Origin of the sequence: Mesomycoplasma hyopneumoniae J (genome assembly GCF_000008205.1) — a bacterium.
In the GTDB taxonomy this organism is placed as follows: domain Bacteria; phylum Bacillota_I; class Bacilli_A; order Mycoplasmatales; family Metamycoplasmataceae; genus Mesomycoplasma; species Mesomycoplasma hyopneumoniae.
In genome coordinates, this window is record NC_007295.1 from 526,875 (window position 1) to 544,772 (window position 17,898).

The following is a 17,898-nucleotide window of genomic DNA, read 5'->3' on the forward strand; positions in this document are numbered from 1 at the left end:
TTAGCCCGCCTTATTTTTATATATAAAACTATAAAAAATTGGGTTATGATTTTTTATAGTTTTATAATATTATTTAAAGATAAATAATACCATATTTTTTAAGGAAAACAACCATTTTATTCATAAATTTCTTTATAACCCATTCTTCTTCAAAAAAATCCTTTAAATTCTTTACTAATTTGGTTTTTTTTAATATATTCACGCTGAAATTCAACCATTTTTTGATAGTAATTTTTTGAAAAAAATGGAATAATTCCTTGATAAATTAGCTCCAAAGAACGTTTATCCAGAACAATTTTGCATTCCTTAACCGGATAAAAAACAAAAAAACCATTATCTGCTTTGTTTTTCAAGGCGTTTTGATCAAGATAAAAATCAATTCCTCTTAATTTTAAGGCAATATTGAAATTATAAAAATTATGATCGCCATTAAAACTAAAAATTATTTCTTTTTGGAGAAGGTTGTTATTTTCAACTATTTCAGCTAAGCTTTTCCCTTTTTTAATTACATATCCGGTTAACCGTGGGGAAAAAATTTTCCAAAAACTAGGAACAAGTCAATAGCCATCAACAAAATGATTAATTTTAACTTTTTGAAAATTGTTTAAAAAACTGGCTAAATTAGTCATAACATTTTGCTAAAAACTCGGGAATGCCGTCTTGATCATTAGATTTAGTAATAAAAGTCGCTACTTCTTTTAAACTTTGATCAGCTTGACCCATCGCGACTGAATATTTGGCAATTGCAAACATTGGCAAATCGTTTTTGGCATCCCCAAAAACTATACTGCGGTCAAGGTTAAGTTGATAATTTTGGGCTAAAAATTTTAGACCCTCACCTTTATTAGAACCCTGAGACATAATATCGATTACTTTTTCTTGGGATTGCACAAGGTAGATATCCTCAATTTTTTCAAGTTCAGAACTTGCTTTTTGAAATAACTTAGGATCAGAATCAATTTTGATAAGCAAAAATTTTACCACATCAAGCTTTTCAAGTTCTTTTTTTGTTAATTCCTGATAGTCATAAAAGGTAAGTGGTAATTTTTCGGCCTTAGAAAAATTTTTATTCTGCGATCTTAAATAAGTAAATCAAGAACTTTTTTGATTTTTCTTAGAAAAAGCAAGCATTTTTGTTGTTGTATAGACTAGAAAAACTACTTGATATTTTAAAAGAATCTCAAAAATTTTTCCAACCTTTTCAGGGAGAAAGGTCTTCTTGAAAACTACTTCATTTTTTTTAAAATCGTAAATCAGTGAGCCATTGCAACTAATTACTGGATAGTCAGGTTTGACTTGATAATAATATTTTTTAATAAAATATCACGGTCTTCCTGAGCAAAAAATAAATTTTTTAGGCTTTTCAAGGCCTTGAAGTCAATCAATGAAGGCTTTTGTTCGAAGGCTGATTTCATGATCTGAAGTTAGTAAGGTCCCATCAAGATCAAAAACGATATTATCAATCTGAGCTAGTTTATGAAGATCTTTGGGGATAATTTGACTACTTTTTTTGTCCATAATAGGCGTTTTTTCCGTGTTTGCGCTCATAATGTTTTTTTTGGAGAATAGGATTTGCTTGGTTTTGGTAAGGATTAATCACTTTTGTATAAAAAGCCATTTTGGCTACTTCTTCGAAAGTCATAGCAAGTTTAACTGCATCCTCAGCAGATTTATTTGACCAACAAAAAGGACCATGTTCTTTGACTAAAACAGCTGGAGTTCCGATATAATCAAGCTTGTTTTTTTGAAAGTGATCGAGGATAACAAGCCCGGTATTATGTTCATATTCACCTTGAATTTGTTGATCTGTTAGTGAATTTGTACAAGGAATTGAACCATAGAAATTATCTGCATGGGTTGTGCCTAAGGCTGGAATGTCTTTTCCGGCTTGGGCTCAAGCCACTGCAAAGGGCGAATGGGTATGGACGATGGCTTGAATTCGTGAATCGGCTTTGTAGATCAGTGAATGCGTGGGAGTATCACTTGAAGGGTTTAGATTAGTTTCAAGGACATTATTTTCAAGATCAACAGGAACCATATCTGAAAACTGCATTTTTTCATAAGGAATTCCGCTGGGTTTTATAACATAATAACTGCGATCTTTGCTAATTGCTGAGACATTTCCCCAGGTATGAAGTGCTAATTTGGACCTATAAAGTAAAAGATTTGCTTCTAAGACAGCTTTTTGGAGTTCTTCAAGTTCGTTACGGTCTTTAATTTTCATTAGCTAACCTCAACTTTTCTTGAAAAAATTCACGGGCTGAACGAATTATTTCAACCTGTTTTTGAAAATTTTGCTCAAATTCAGCATTTTGGTCAAAATTTTCTGGTTTATGTCACATTTCAATTACAAATGGGACATTAATTTCTGCATTTATAATGTATTTAAAAGCAGAAACAAAATCAACATCACCTTGGCCAAAATCAAGATTTTTGAAGGTATCAGGCAAGGTATCTTTAAAATGAAAAGCAATAATTTCACTTTTGCCGAGCTTAATCTCGACTTCAAGATCATTGGAAAAACGCGATAAATTTCCAAGATCGGGATATAAAAATACTCCGCCACCGACTGACTTTTGCAAATATAAAAGTCTTGTGATTGTCCCGGCGAATTTTCTATCCATTGACTCAAATGCTATTATTATACTATATTTTTTTGCTAATGCAACAATTTTTTTCATTGTTTTGATGAAAAAAATTTCCGAATTTGGATGGGGTTCCTCATAATAAATATCATAAGCGGCAAGTTGGATAATTGAAATTCCGAGTTTTTTTGCTAAAATTAAGGCTTTTTCCATAATTTTTAGCGCTTTTTCGCGGATTTTTGCACTTGCAGAACCAAAAGGAAACTTTCGATGTAAGGACAAACACATTGAATTTATATAAAAATCATGTTCGATTAGAGTATCTAAAATTACTTTAATCTCATCATTGGAAAAATCAAGGCGAGAAGCAAACTCATCTGTTTCATCAACTGACATTTCGATAAAATTAAAACCAGCTTCTTTGGCGATTCTAATTTTATCGATTAACGAAAAACGTTTATCAATTGCTTTTTCGTAGATACCGACAAAAAAATTAGGTTCAGTACTTTTTAAACTCATCCTTGAATTCCTTTGCTTTTGCCTCTGGATCTTTTGCATCACGAATTGAACGGCCGGCGATAAAAATATAAATTGGGATATCCTTAAATAATTTAATATCCTCAACTTCAACCCCGCCGGTGATTGTAACCTTAAAACCTAAATTAGCAAGTTTTTTGACAATATCAATATCTTTTTGGGCTCATTTTACCCCGGAAGCTTGCGAATCACGTGGTCTGTGTCAGACTACTTGCGGAACTCCTACTTCTTTTCAGTCAGATACTTGATCTCAAGCAAAATTATTTGTCATTTCGACTTGAATTTCAGTGGTTTTGCCATTTTTTTGGTAATATTTTTTTGAAAGATCAACTAAATCCTTAATTGTCGCTGTTTCGGCTGCACAAATTACAGTGGTAAAATCAGCGCCTGCTTCGAAAAACATTTTCCCGAAAATATTTCCGGCATCCGCAATTTTACCATCTGCTACTATGATTTTATCAGGAAATGCTTTTCTTAATTCCGAAATTGCTTTTTTACCTTCCGAAGCTAACAAAATTGTTCCAACTTCGATAATATCAATGTACTTTTCTGCCTTTTTTGCCGACTCGATTGCCTCCTGAATACTCTGATTGTCAAGGGCGATTTGCAAGAGCGGGACTGCCATTTCTCTCCTTTTCACGATTTTTTTGTTGGTTTTTGTGATAGTAATTATACACTAAAATTGAATTTTTCCAAGAAAAAAATTCAAAAAAATTCGGAAATTTCTTTGCGAATTTTGCAGGGAAAATGACCAAAAAATTAATTAAAAATCAGGCCTAAATTCTCTAAAAAAGTCCAATTTTTTTTAAAAATTGGTAAAAAATTGCCTTGTTTTGGCAATTTTTCAAAATTTTAACTAAATTTTAGCTAGTCACACAACGTAGTTTTGGCTATATTTTTTAAAAAAAACAAGAGAAAACGGGGTTATAAGCAGAAAAATTATTTCTTATTTGTTTTAACTTCAACTGGTAAACCTTCTAAATTAGAACCAAGTTGGGGAAAAAGCGAGGAATCAATAACTATTTTTGAAAAAGCACTGCTTCGTTTTGCGACTTTAAGGAAATTAATCAGATCGGATTTAGCCGCCTCAGAATAATTTCCATTTAAAACTAAAGTTGCATTTTGAACTTGTTTACCGGATTTATCTTTTAACTCAATTATGGAAAATTCATGAGGTCCAAAATTTAACCTTTTACCAAACTGACCATCAAAGTCTTCTAGTTTAACCGTGTATTTTTTCTCGGAGCTAGAATTAGTTGAATCAGTCTGGGAATCTTCATCAATTCCAAATGAAAGATTCTTGAATTTAAGGTAAAAATTTGCTTGCTCTTTAATTCCGGTATCAGTTTCCCAAGTTGAAATTTCATCATTAAAATATTTATTTGTCCCATCGAAGTCAATACCTTTTAGAGTTTTAATACTTGTTTTACTAAAATCTAAATTTGGCGGATAACCACCTCGCCCGCCAAAATATCCCTGGAAAACTCGTTGGTTGATTTTTGAACCAAAGGCAATTTTTAGACCTTCGTTAATTTTGTTTGGATCTGATTGATCTTTGGATCAAGTTAGAGTATCAAAACGGATTGAACCAGGCAATTTTAGGGCGGGATTATAAAGTTTTATATTGGGTTTATCAACATAATCTCATTTAACAAAATCGACATTTTTTAGCGCATTTGGATTAATTGCTCAGGCTCCATCGTCATTTTGACGATTTGAATAAAGGGATAATTCTAATAATTTATGATTTTCAAGTTTTGATAAAGCTAAAAGTCCTTCAGGATCTTCGACAAAAAGCCGTAGGGAAAGAATTTTTTTTGGTAATTTTGCAATTATACTTTCAATTGTTGAAGAATATTCACCTTTGACATTTTCAAAGACAACCTCTTTTAGATCTTGTTGGGTTTTTTCAAGACTTTCAAGAATTGAAGAAAATTTGGAAAGCGCATTTGAATCGGAAGCATCAAGGACTAGCGAAGAAAAACTATTATAATTTCCTTGAACCGGGAGGTTATTTTCTTTTTCTTTTTGATACTGGATAAGTTTGATCCCGGAAGAAACACCTTGGGATTGAAATGATTTAACTTGTTCCGAATTTGCATCTAAAACTGTTTTAGTCCATCCCTGGCGTCTTAGCGAACTTAATACTGTTGAGTCATTATTTTCTCAGGAACTACCATAAGGAGCGATACCACTGGCATTGTTTTTAATTACTGATCTTCTATACCAGTCGTTTTTAGGAATCCAACCATCCGAGTCGGGATCAGGACTATAACCTTGCTCTAAAAATCCGAATTCAATTTGATCAAGTTCACCTCTTTGGAGACGAGCAAGTCGGTTATTATGATGTTTTAAATCTTGGTTTTGGCGATCTAGTTGGTGTTGTTCAAGGGAAATTTCATAGTTAATAATTTTATCTCAGTCTTTTCCCTTATGGATTTTCTCGTCTCAATAAACCGATTTTTCTTTTTGCTCACGTTGAAAATTTAGATCTTCGATATGTTGTTCAATCCGATTTTTTTCGGTAGTACGTGCACTAATATTATATCGTGTTCTTTGAATCAGAGTTTGGATTGCCGAACCATATTTTCCCGAAAGATCAACGCGTTGATATTCATCTTTTTTTGGGATAGGAGCGTTTTGTCTTGGTCTTGTAATTATTGGCTCTTCTTTTGGTAGTACCGTTTGTGCTCCTGCTGGGGCTGGTTGATTTTTGCTTAAGTCAGATTTGGGCGGATTAGGTAGGATAGTGGGGGCTATAATTATTGCAGCGGTTTCGTTTTTTTTTGATTTGGATTTTTCTTCAAGGTTTATCTCTGGTTTTAGATCAGTTTTTTTAACAGTCGGGATTTCGGGAATATAAACTGGTTTTTTTTCAGTTTCTGAAGGTGGAGTTGGTTTTGGGGCTTCAGGTACTTCCTTTTTTGGAGGAGGCTGGATATAATCGGTATTAGCGACTGGGGAAAAATTATCTGTATTTGGGTTATTTTTTAAAATAATCGAAGGAGAAATTGTAAGATACTGAATTCCGTATTTGCTTTGATAATCTTGTTTATAATAAGCTCCTGAAGTTCCAATTGCCGATAACAAAAGTCCAAAAGTTAGTGAAATTAAGATCAGCCTTTTCCGTCGCGTTAGATAAATAGCCATTTTCTTCCTTAAAATTTAAAGTAAAATAAATTATAGCAAAAAAAAAAAAAAAAAAAAGAAGTAAAAATTTAAAAATTTATTCTAGAATAAATTCAAGGGGAATCTCGCCTTTGATCGTTTGTCTTTGAAAGTTTGAAAATTGGAGACTTTGACTATTTGGTTCTAAATATGCATTTGGCTCTAAATGTGCATATTCAAGATCAAAACTATATAATAATTTTTTATCTTTAATTTCCATTTGCATTTTATTGGCGTTTTTATATAATTCTGTTCATTTAAGCGAGATTATTTGTGGATAGGCAAAAAAGTTATTATTGACTTTGATATATTTATTTACCTGAAATTCCTTAAGGATGATATCAGAATCATTATTTTTTAGACGGAAAACTAAATTATCCAGTAAAATTTTTCCAATTTGCCCTTTTTGGATCTCAGTTAGACTCTGACCATTTTGATTCTCGCGGAAAATTTTTTTATCACGAATTTGGGGCCAAATAAGGTTTGGATCAATTTGGAATTCAAAGTCAGAATCTCCATTTTTCTTAAGATTTTCAAAAGTAAATTCCTCGGGTTGGCCGATATTTTGCTTTGTCTCTTCAGTTTTTGTTTTTTGAACTTTAAGTTTTAGTATCCCAGTTTGATCATTTGCACTTGCGCTAAGAATATCAAAAGATCATTTTTCGAGATCCTTTGCATTTTTTAGACCTAAAAATTCAGTTTTAAGACCAACGGAAAGTGAAACCTGAGAAAATGCAGCACTAAAATCACTAAAAACTGGAAGATTAAAATAGGATTGCTTCCCAGAATTTACAAGTGCATAAGCTAAAATTGAAGGACTAATTTTCGAAAAAACCGGTGAAAGTTGTTTTTTATATAAGATAGCTTCTGTTTTTTCTAGTTTTGATCCTTGGTCTAAGTTTCAAAAAAGGACAACATCTTTTGTTAATTTTAGATCCATTCCTTTTTTTAGTAATGAAAGTTGGACATTTTCAAGTTTATGTTCGTTTATATTACTTGAAGAATCGACTTTTTTAACTTCTCAAGGGAAGTTAAAAATTATTTGATAATTATTATCATCGAAATTTTCGAGTTTTTTTATAAAATTTGTATAGTGAAAAGTTGATGGTTTTTCTTTGAGACGATATAAAAGTGTTGTAATGTTATTATTAGAAAATTTTTTTTCGGTTGGAGATAGTTCTAAAAAATCAGGAATTTTAGCAAATTCCTTCTCTAATTCTTGTTTATCTTGTAGAATTTTTTTATTTTCCTTTAGTAGAGCATCTTGTTTTTCTTTTGCTTGCTTGGATTTTTCAAGTTCAAAGCTAATTTTTTCAAGTGCAAGTTTTTCCTTTTCAAGGACAAGTTTTTCTTGTTCTGCTTTTCTAAGTTCTTGTTCCTGTTTTTGTTTTTGCTCTTCAAAATTGTCCTTTTGGATCTCTAGTTTTTGATCGGCTAAATTATGTTTTAATTGGTCGATTTTTTGATCAACTATTTCTTCTTTTTTTATAATTTCTTTAGTTTTTGTTTTTATTTTGATAATATCCTGGACTTGTTTTGGCTTTTTACTAACCTCAAATTCTCCAAGATCAACTTGTTCTTTCTTATTTTCTTGGAATTTACTTGAGCTTGTTTGATCTGAACTAGATACCTGACCAGATTTATTTAATAGATTCTGGTTATTTCTGGTTTGGCTGGATTTTGCTATCACTTGTTCTAAATTTGGATTTTCCTGAGTTTCCCAGTTTGATGGCGAAAATTCACTTTTTAGTGAATATGAATATGCAGAAATCGCCGTAAATCGGTGTTTTTTACCCGTAAAACCTTAATTTTTATTAATTACAATTAATTACAATTTTAAAGTAATTTTATGGTATAATTATAAATTATGAAAAAGCATAATTTGATTTTGTTTAATGTTTGAGGATCTTCAAAAGATAAAATATATAAATATGTTGGCTGAACACAAGGTTATGGGAAAGCTCCAAAACGTTGATTTAGTATAGGAAATGTGCAAACTTTGGAAAAAATTAATCCAAATGCTATTCAAATTATCAAAGAAAAATTGAAATTATTTTCAAATTTAGATGACAAAGATAAAATCAAGACAACTTTACTTGATTCTATTAAAAATTCCGCCATAATCGAAGGTTCGGTTTTTATTGGTGGGGAATTAATTGAAAAACTTATTGAAAAGCACAATATTTTTGAATCACTTCCTAAAAGTAGACATAAAAATATGAGACAAATTTTTAACTACTTAATTTCAAAGCGAATTACTGATCCTGGTAGCATTATTAATGCTTTTGATAAAAAGGATGATTACTCAAATCAAATAAATACTTCCAAAAATAGCTTTTATAGACTCTTAGATCTTGTCTATGAATCACAAAATCAACTTTTAGATAGTCTTAACAAAATGGTTATAAGCGAGCTTGGAAAAAGGGACAATGAATTTTATTTTGATTCATCAACAGTCTATTTTGAGACATTTGAAAGAAATGGATTAGGAATTCCTGGCTATTCTAAAGATGCTAAATTCAAAGAAGATCAAATTGTCATTGCTTTAGCATGCGATAAAAATGGCATTCCTTTTCATATTAAAGTTTTTAAAGGAAATACAGCCGATTCTAGTACCCTAATCCCTTTTGTATTAGATATTGAATCTAAATATAATATCAAAAATATGACAATAATTGCTGACCGTGGCATGTCCACTGCTGCAAATATTCGATTTCTTGAATCAAAAGAATATAATTTCATTATTTCTTATCGTGCAAAGATAGGCAGTCAAAAATTTAAAAATTATTTATTAGATCCTAGCGATTATGTTGATCTAAATACAGATTTTAAGTATAAAAAAGAAGAATTTTATTCATCTTATAAAAATAAAAGATACACTGAAAATATTAGAAGAAGAATTATTACTTACAGTAGAAAAAGAGCAATAAAAGACAGCAAGGCTCGCGAAGAGCAAATCCAAAGTTTTATTAAAAAACAAAATAAAGATGGTTTTATTGAAGTAAACAAATTGTTTGGTAAAAAACCTAAATATTTTAGGGAAATTTCAAACATGAAATTTGAATTAGATCAAAGTAAAATTGACAAGGACAAACAATTTGATGGTTACTATGTCTATGAAACAAATATACTAAATTTAAATGTCTTAGACATAGTTGAAAAATACCAAAAACAGTGAAATATTGAAGCTAATTTTAGAAGTCTAAAAGGTTTATTGAATATTCGTCCTGTATTTTTAAGAATAGATGAGCATATCCTAGCTCATACATTTTTGTGCTTTATCTCATTAGTTATTTTAAAAACTATAATTTTTAAAATCAACAAACATATTAGTGATAACAAGTTATTTGCAAACAGTCAATTAACTGAAGTTGGTTTAGTAACGATGTTGCAAAAATTAAGACAAAGGGTTGAATTTAACACTTTAGATCAACAAATGATATTTAAAAATCGCGATGGTGTTCCTAGCGATCCCAATATTTGAAATAGGTATGATTTCTACTTTGATATCTTAATAAATCAGTAAAAAAATAGGTAATTAACTTTTGGCAAAAAACTTAAAAAAGCGCGGGAAACCGGACACTTTTTTAAAATTATCTCATCAAACTGGGAAACTCGGGTTCTAAATTTGGATTTTTTGTTGTTAAATCCTCAGGCTTTTTACAAGCTGCGGCAACAAAAAACAACGGGATAAACAAAAGAATTATCCCTAAAAGTCAAAATTTAAAACTAAATCTCCCGACTTTTGCTTTCATCATCCCACCCCTTAAATTTCGTAGATGAAATTATAACATAAATTTTTTGTTCTACAAGAAAAATTCTAAATTTTTTTGGAGCACGGCAAATCCGAGTTTTTTTTGATCGCTTTACGTAAACTAATAAAAAAATCAAAATCTCAAAATTTAGTACTAAGATTTTGATTTTTATAAAATTTTTGTCAAATTTTTTCAAAAATTATTTTTGACTTGAAGGTTGATCCTCGCTCTGTGGCGGCTGATTTTGATAATAAAATCTGATAATTTCACTAGCTAGATCAACCTTACCATCACGGAATAAAATCCCAATTGTTAACTGGCTCGATAAATTATTTTGGTCATAATAAAGTTTTTTCTGATTATCGGATAAGACAATCATCTGGTTCATAAAAACTAGTTCACCATTTTCATTAAATACCCCAGAACCTGAGGCTCCTGGCCCATTAGCAGTAAAAAATCTTGGCATCCCATTAACAACATAAACACCTTTAAAAATATTTTTACTAAAAGCAAGTTGCGGTCAAAAACCAGCAATTTTGGTGCTATAGTCAATATCTCCATCCTTTCAGATTCTACCATTAATTTTTAAAGGACTAAATGTTTTTGCATAATCCCAGAATTCTTCAAAAGTTTTAAATTGTTCGCGAAAAAAGAGAATTGGACTATCAATTGTAGCACCATTAGCAAAACGGAATGTTGAGATTAAAGATTCTTTATGTCGATCATAGAAAGCAAGAACATCTTTGATATCTTGACGAAATAGTCCGTGGTTAAAATAAAACATTCCTATATCACGGCCATAATTATTAAATCCTTGAGCTAGTCTAAACCAACGATTATGGAGATTAATACTAAAATTAATTATTTCTTCTTGACTTGCATCCCTAATTGGGATATTTCTTTTTTCACCTTCAGTAAAATTTCCTTTAGTCTGAAGTTCGTGAACAGTGCGATCATATTCAGATTTTATTCAGAAAAGGGATAAAAGCCCGGAAAATCCAAGAGAAGATAGATCATTTACCTTATCATTATAATAAAACCGCATAAAAGGATAACCCATTCTTTCTCAGAATGGGCGCCCATTATAATATAAAACATGAGCGTTTGTTAAGAATAGACTCTCACCATCTTTATTATCTAGTAAAATTGCCGTTCCTGGGGAAAAACGAATATTACGTTGAAAAGTTTGTTGATATTTTTGATCTGTATAATCAAGTGATTTAAAGCCGATATAATTTAGTGGGAAATAACGCTGGCGAAAATCTTCATTATAATAACTATGATAAGCAATTTTTGCTAAATCGTTATTTGTTACATTCTCTTTTTTGATTTTATCAAATAAGTAAATATTTAGATCTTCGTTTTTTTGACCTAAAAACATATTTTCGTTTTCTTGTTTGATTCCCTCAGGGGATCCAAGATAAAAAGATTGGTAAATACTTGGAAAATTACCAAAACTAGAATCAAAACCAACTTTTTGAACAACTTTTTGATCAGGACTACTTAATTCCTCAACCTTAAATTCATTTTGTGATTTTTGGTTAATTTTGCGAAATTCCTCTTCATCTTGGAGATTAATTAACGAATCCTGCCCGCCTAGTAATGAATTAAGACCTGAAAAATCAAGTTTTTCTCCTAATGAAGTATTATTACTAGGATTTTCAATTAAATTATCAACTGCAATTGTGTCTTTTGACTTACCAGAATTATCAGATTCTGGACTTTTTGGAGCAGCATCAAGTAAATCCGCGCCCCTTAGCATCGGATTATTTAAAGGATTTTCTAGATCCCCTTCGTGATTAAAAGGTTTTTTTGAAAAATCGAGATTCTCATCTGCCTTATTTTTTTCGGATTCAGGGTTTTCTTTTTTTGTGCTTGGTAAAGTTAAATTATCCCCATCTTTGCGAGGTTGGTTTTGAGGTTGGTTTTGAGGTTGGTTTTGAGGTTGGTTTTCTTGCTTCTTGGTTGTAATCTCTGTCTTATCGTAGCAAGAAAGAACACCCAAGGGCAAAAAAGACACAATCAATCAATAAAAGAAACGTCAAATTTTCATGATCCACCCCCGACTTAAAATAACTTGGCTATGTATGCTGGCATTATACCATAGATAAATTAAAAACCAAAAAAAATTTTTTCTAAAAAAGAAATTAACTACCTATCAAAACCAAAAAACTAGTTCTAGCTAGTTTTTCGGAATTAGTATTATTTTTACCTATGGTATTTTTTGTCCACCTGTGTTTCTCGCTTTTTGTTTTTAATTCTGTACTTATCGTAGGAAGAAAGAACACTCGAGGGCTAAAAAGACAAAATCAATCAATAAAAAAACGTTAAATTTTTATGATCCACCTGCGACTTAAATTAAAATAACTTAGATATGTATGTTGGCATTATACCATAGATAAATTAAAAAACAAAAAAAGTTTTTCTAAAAGACTAAAACTATTATTAATCACCTATCAAATCCAAAAAACTATTTCTAGCTAGTTTTTTGATTAGGTTATTTCGTTTACTAGATTTACTATATAGTTAAAACAAGCTTAATTTGATATTTGCAAATTGTGCTGGAAGCAATTGCGTTCTGTGGATTATTTTGAGCTTGTTTTTCGGTGATTTTGGGTGCACTATTGGTTTTTTTTTTTTTTTTTTTTTTCGTTGTTCCCTGGGTTATGAAATTGCCACCCGTTATTGGTCTTTGTACTGATACTTGGTTGTTATCTCCTAGTGAGTGTTCCGACTTTGTTTTTGTTTACTTATTTTGTTTTTTATTGATCGCTTTTTATGTTTTCTTGTGCTGAGAACGCATTCCCTAATGATTGGCACCTGCTTCTCGTCCTACTTACTCGTCTCCATCATCGTCGTAGTAATCCGATAGTTCTGGGGGATTGACTGGGTTAAAGACTTGGTAATAATTGTCTGGACTATATAGGAATGGTAGATAGTTGCTCCCTTCTTTGACTAGGAGTGCTACTGGTCATCGTTCGTTTTTTACCCCTGTTCACTTAATCTTGGGGCCGCGAGTTCTGCCGTCGTTTATTAATTCACTCTTGCCTACCTTGAGCTTATTTTTTGCTTTTCCATTGATATAAATTGCTGCTATTTTTCTTGTCGTTGTTACAAGAGATTCTCCATGGTAATCGAACATATAACCTGAGGTTGTTTTGGTTGGGTTTTTAGCATTTAGGTATCAGGTATCGTTTCTTAGCTCGTCCTTAAAGGCAAACTCGAACCCCGGTGCTGATCAGAAGAGCTCTTCGTTTATTTTGGTTCGGTTTATTACCCAGGACTCCGGGATTAGTTTTGCTTCTTCTTCTCTCCACTTGTTGTTTCATTCTACTCCATTTGTGGGTAGTGATATCGCATCATGGGGGTTTGCGTGATGCGTTTGGGGCATTACAAAGCCTGGGAGGTTTGGTGTGGGGTTTTCTGCATTGATCGATATTGCACTTGCGATAGTGTTTTCTGACTTTTGTTTAATCCTTAGCCTGATAGGGAGTTTAGATATTGAATTTGGTTTGAAGGCGATTTTTTTACCCATCAGACTTGTGGGAAGCCTATATTTGCCTTGGTCGACGTTAATATTTCAATATAGGGTTACGTATCTTATTTTTTTATCTTTTTCTGGGGTTGGCTCTTTCTGTTTACGGCTTGTTCTAATCGCTACGGGTGGGCCTGTTATTTGAATTTCTTCGATCTTACCTGCAAGATTTGGTAGTCTTTGATCCCACTCTTTACCCTTGGCTTGTTGTTCTTTGGGTTCTTGTTCTGTTTTATCCCAGAGCACCTCAAGTCAATCTTGATCCCTATATGGGGTTAGGTCTGCGAACTCTCCATATGGATTTCATTCGGATCCAGTCGGCATTATCTGATCTAAAGGATCATATACTGCATAGGTAAATCCCATTAGTCCTGGCATTATATAATCAATATGCATTGGTGTTACTGTTGCAATTGTGGTAGAAGACTGAAAGGAAATACTTGAACCTGGTATTTGGGATTGTTGGGTTTGCAGTTGTTGTTGGGAGGATTGAAAGGACCCATCCACGGTCATTGGGTTGGAGTTAAATTTTTCGGGGTTTTTGATCTCTACGGTTATGCTGGCTCCGATTAGGGTTTTTAGGGTATATGGCTGGAGGTCAGCCGAGGCTATTTGGAGTTCGGGGTTTCAATTTCATTCTTTTAGCACCGCTTTTCCATTTATTTCCGTTCCGTTTATCTTTACCTTGAGGTTGTTTTGTAATCATTTCGGTCCTATTGTCGTTACTGCTTCTGGATTAAACTGGACTTTGACTTTTTCACCTCTGTAAACCTTATATGAAATTGGTATCGTTCACCCTCTTATTAACTGTGGGCGTATATTTTGAGGGGCAAATAGTATTTCGACGCTGCGGCCGTGTTTTGTGTTTTGGTCTATGCCCTCCAGGGTTATATCTTTGATATTTTTTAACATCGTTTCATTTAACTTAAGCTCTTTTTGTTCGTCTAATTGGTGGTTTGGAATGTCTTGCCTGTTTTTGGGTAAAATTTTAACTATTTTATATATACTTCCGGATTCAAGATTTGAAAGAGCAAAGGTTAGCTTTGAATTTGCTAGGTTAACACCAACCGGTTCAGATTCAAGCTCTTGCTCGTTATAAGCAAGATTGTATTTTGGTCCTACTTTTTTATATTTTAAGATCATTGGGATCCCTTGTAATGATTTTGCATCTTGAACACCCATTGTAACCTCAATTATTACTTGGGTTGGGGATACTGGAGTTATTTTAACCGGATTAGATCTACTTAGGTTTAAATATTTAGCTGTTGTCCGAAACTCTCTTTCGTTTTTACGACCCCCATTAATTATTAAATTATCGAATTCTACTTTAAGGTTATTCTGTAGTGATTTAATTTTTTGTGCCTGGCTACTTTTTTTTAGAATTAAATTTATATCTGTGTACTTTGTAAATTTAATAAGGTCCTTTTCCTGAGCCTTGAATTTGTTTTTCTTCCCTTCTTGTTGCTGTCATTCGATCGTCCTTGTATAACTTTGACTTTCCCCTTCTTTTTTTACTTGGAGTTCTGTATCAAAACCTGCTTTTGTAAGATCATCAGTTCAGCCCTCTAATGTAACTGTTGCTGTATCATCCTCAGGATCTGTAGTTACCTTTGTAATTAAAGGCTCGGTAATAAATTCAAGATCGACGGTTTTTTGACTTGTCGATCTTTTTTTACGTCTGGTTTGATTTCTTTTCCACCCCTTGACTAAATCAACTTCACCTTTGTGGGTATTTTTATCAACTGTTAAATTTACTGTTTTGGATGTAAGTGCTTTTATTGTATACCAAATTCCAGGTCTAAGAGTATTATCAAACTTGAATGTTGCTTTTAGTTCTTTTTGGCCATTTGATGGGGCTGAAATAAATGTTGTTGAGCCTATTGATTTTACTTGTTGTCCTGATTCTGAATTTTCAAGATATAAGGTGATTGTCTCCCCTTTTAAAAAAGCATCATCTTCGGCAAATGTAAGTTCAATATCTGCAGAATTAGTTGTTACATTTGTAATTGTCGATGAAGTAAGATTTGCTTTATCTGCTCTTGAATAAAAACGTCTTTGGATTGCACTTTCATCTTTTATTGGATCATCAAAAGTTAATTGTCTACCACCATTATTAATTCTTTTAATTATATATTCTTTACCTTTTTTAATTGTAGATTTTACTTGAAAATTTATTGTATTATTTTTCTTACCATCTTTTCTTTCCCCTACCTTATTTCTAGATGTTGTTCTCATTGCTTCTTTGTTTTTTAGTTTTCAAGATTCAGGGATATATTTATTACCAAAGTTTTCATCTATTTCTGAACTAAGGGTAAGTCGTTTTCCATCAAGAAGACCGTTGTTATTAAAAAGTTCAACAAAAACATTTGTCTGACCTTCACGGATTGCTTCATATTTAATTGATTTGATTGCATTTTCGGTTAAAAGGTTATAATTAGTTCTTTTTGGTTTTGCCCTTAAATTCTGCGGCAGGCTAACGGCAAATTTGTCGGCCATTTCTGGTTTTAAAGTAAAAATATAATTCTTGATTGTATATCTATCCCCAGGAGTTAAATTTTTAGCTTCCAGTTGGACTTTGATTGTACTACTACTTTTACTATCTTTAATTTCGACTGTATTTGTATAAAAAACATCCTTATCAACTGATTCAAGCTCAAGTTGAATTTTATATTTATCTTTTAAAAATCCTAGATCTTTTTTGGCAAATTCAACTTCAAATCAACCTTGTCTGAGCTCGGCCTTTCTATTTTGGTTTTCTTGCCTACTATTTTTTGTTACAGCCATTTGATCTGTTGTTGAAGTTTTTACATTCTCAATTGAGGCTGACTCAATTGATGTATTAATAATTGTTGGCCATTTTTCGGCTGTATCGGTTTTTAATTTATTACTATCTTTTTCCCAGTCAGCCTTATCAATAAATAAGTCAAAATCACCTTGTTGGCCATTTACATTTTTTAGTTTAACACTATCAATTAAATACCAACTTCCTTTATCAAGGCCTGTAAGTTCAACTTCAAGACGAGTTAGGGTTGAATCATCATTTTTTGACTTTGTTATTAGTATTTGTTCGTTTTTTACCTCTTTTGCACTAACTTGGAGTTCAGAAGAAGTCTTAGCCATTTTATCAATAGGATCACTAGGGTTTTGCCAGCCATATTCTTGATATTTATTTTTTAATTTTTTATATTTTATTTCCATTTTTGAATTTTCAAAAGTTAATTTTTGTGAGTTTTCAACATCAAAAATTAACTTTATTGAATTCTCGCGGGCTACATAAGCTAGTTTGGTAATTAAAGGGGCCGTGTTAAAATTAAATGAAGGAGTATTTTGTGGGCTTGAAGAAGAAAAAAGTGAAGTAGTAATCCCATTTTCATTAGGTACATTTATTCTAATTTTTTGTTGGGGATCTAAAAGCCCGATTACTTGATACTTTGCCCCTGGATCAAGTCCTTCAAGGTCAAATTCATAATAGAAATTAGCCTGATCTGGGAGATTATTCTTCCAGCTTTGCTGTTCAGTTCTAAACTGATCGGCACTAAAAATTTGAGCCTCAACTTCTTTCTGCCCTGTTGTTGATATTCCGTATTTTGATGATTGGTAGACAAGTTTTAGTTTTGTTTGTTTGTCTTTTAGAGGTTTATCTTCTGAACCAAAAAAGACTCTAACTTTTGCTTTATTCCATGGGGTTGGACTAGAATTTGATCGATCAGGTTGATAGATCACCCCAAGGGCGTTTGCCGATAAAAAATCGGTTTTGAATTTTTTAACTTCTTGAGCCGAACTAGGTTGACTACTTAATTGACTTGCTTTGGCAGTTTCAAGAACCTTTATATCATTAAATTCGATGTTTTGGGGGGTTTTTAGCTGACTTTGATTTCCTTGATCTTCTTTTTCAAATTCGATTTTATTAATTGTATAATCACTTGCTTTAGCAAGTCCTTTTAAAAGGAAAACTGCTTTTGAAGTTTTTCCAATCTCATCCCCGACAATTTCAGCACTTGCACTAGTCTCAGAATTTGAAGAACTTACTTGACTATTTTCAAGCTTAAAACTTCCTTTTACTTTTTTCCCGATATAAGATCCATAAGGATCGTCAATTACAATTTCAATTGTTGCAGTAGTTTCCCCGATATATTTTTTTCTAATTGATACAACTTGGGAGTTTGTATAAAATGATCGCTGCGAAATTGTAATTGATTCTTTAATGCTTACAGGAGGAAGCTCAAGATGGGAAATTGCTTTGATAGTTTTAGTTTTTTCATCAAGGAATTTAATATGATCGATTATATATTTTCCTGGCTGAGAAATGTTTTTGATT

The 17,898-nt window shown here is 32.0% G+C and carries 10 protein-coding genes and 1 pseudogene; 1 reads left to right on the forward strand and 10 read right to left on the reverse strand.

Annotated elements, in window-relative coordinates; translation table 4 throughout:
• Positions 1-116 precede the first annotated feature (116 nt).
• The 7 genes and pseudogenes from MHJ_RS02310 to MHJ_RS02340 all read right to left on the reverse strand — a co-directional run.
• On the reverse strand, positions 117-629 hold the full coding sequence (locus tag MHJ_RS02310) for an MPN499 family protein (RefSeq protein WP_044284661.1): 513 nt from the start codon (positions 627-629) through the stop codon (positions 117-119).
• Entirely contained in the window at positions 622-1,518 is an 897-nt protein-coding gene (locus MHJ_RS02315; protein WP_237697204.1) for an HAD family hydrolase, read from the reverse strand. Before MHJ_RS02315 ends, MHJ_RS02310 begins: the two co-directional genes overlap by 8 nt.
• Positions 1,502-2,224 (reverse strand): L-ribulose-5-phosphate 4-epimerase, encoded by a 723-nt coding sequence (locus MHJ_RS02320; protein ID WP_011284192.1) that lies wholly within the window; start codon positions 2,222-2,224, stop codon positions 1,502-1,504. Before MHJ_RS02320 ends, MHJ_RS02315 begins: the two co-directional genes overlap by 17 nt.
• Positions 2,214-3,104: an L-ribulose-5-phosphate 3-epimerase gene (locus MHJ_RS02325; RefSeq protein ID WP_044284663.1), complete on the reverse strand. Its 891-nt coding sequence runs from the start codon at positions 3,102-3,104 to the stop codon at positions 2,214-2,216. The genes MHJ_RS02320 and MHJ_RS02325 overlap by 11 nt, the downstream gene beginning before the upstream one ends.
• Positions 3,079-3,747 (reverse strand): 3-keto-L-gulonate-6-phosphate decarboxylase UlaD, encoded by a 669-nt coding sequence (locus MHJ_RS02330; protein WP_011284194.1) that lies wholly within the window; start codon positions 3,745-3,747, stop codon positions 3,079-3,081. Before MHJ_RS02330 ends, MHJ_RS02325 begins: the two co-directional genes overlap by 26 nt.
• 314 nt (positions 3,748-4,061) lie before the next feature.
• The gene (locus tag MHJ_RS02335) at positions 4,062-6,272 is read right to left on the reverse strand and encodes a putative immunoglobulin-blocking virulence protein (protein WP_044284664.1); all 2,211 of its coding nucleotides are present in this window, start codon (positions 6,270-6,272) and stop codon (positions 4,062-4,064) included.
• Between the two features lie 76 nt (positions 6,273-6,348).
• Positions 6,349-8,007: pseudogene (locus tag MHJ_RS02340) on the reverse strand (LppA-related lipoprotein); the annotation flags it as partial.
• A 150-nt stretch (positions 8,008-8,157) separates the two neighbouring features.
• Between MHJ_RS02340 and MHJ_RS02345 the strand changes: the two are divergent.
• Positions 8,158-9,816, forward strand: a complete 1,659-nt coding sequence (locus MHJ_RS02345) for an IS1634-like element ISMhp1 family transposase (protein ID WP_011284197.1) — start codon at positions 8,158-8,160, stop codon at positions 9,814-9,816.
• Between the two features lie 67 nt (positions 9,817-9,883).
• On the opposite strand, the gene MHJ_RS03775 is transcribed toward MHJ_RS02345, so the two are convergent.
• The 3 genes from MHJ_RS03775 to MHJ_RS03900 form a co-directional block, all read right to left on the reverse strand.
• Positions 9,884-10,048, reverse strand: coding sequence for a hypothetical protein (locus MHJ_RS03775; RefSeq protein ID WP_167513697.1), 165 nt, complete (start codon positions 10,046-10,048; stop codon positions 9,884-9,886).
• Positions 10,049-10,244: 196 nt separating this feature from the next.
• The gene (locus MHJ_RS02355) at positions 10,245-12,098 is read right to left on the reverse strand and encodes an Mhp366/Mhp367 family surface (lipo)protein (protein ID WP_237697206.1); all 1,854 of its coding nucleotides are present in this window, start codon (positions 12,096-12,098) and stop codon (positions 10,245-10,247) included.
• A gap of 783 nt (positions 12,099-12,881) precedes the next feature.
• Positions 12,882-17,303 carry a hypothetical protein gene (locus MHJ_RS03900; RefSeq protein WP_237697207.1) on the reverse strand — a complete coding sequence of 1,474 codons (4,422 nt, stop codon included), beginning with the start codon at positions 17,301-17,303 and terminating at the stop codon, positions 12,882-12,884.
• Positions 17,304-17,898 lie beyond the last annotated feature (595 nt).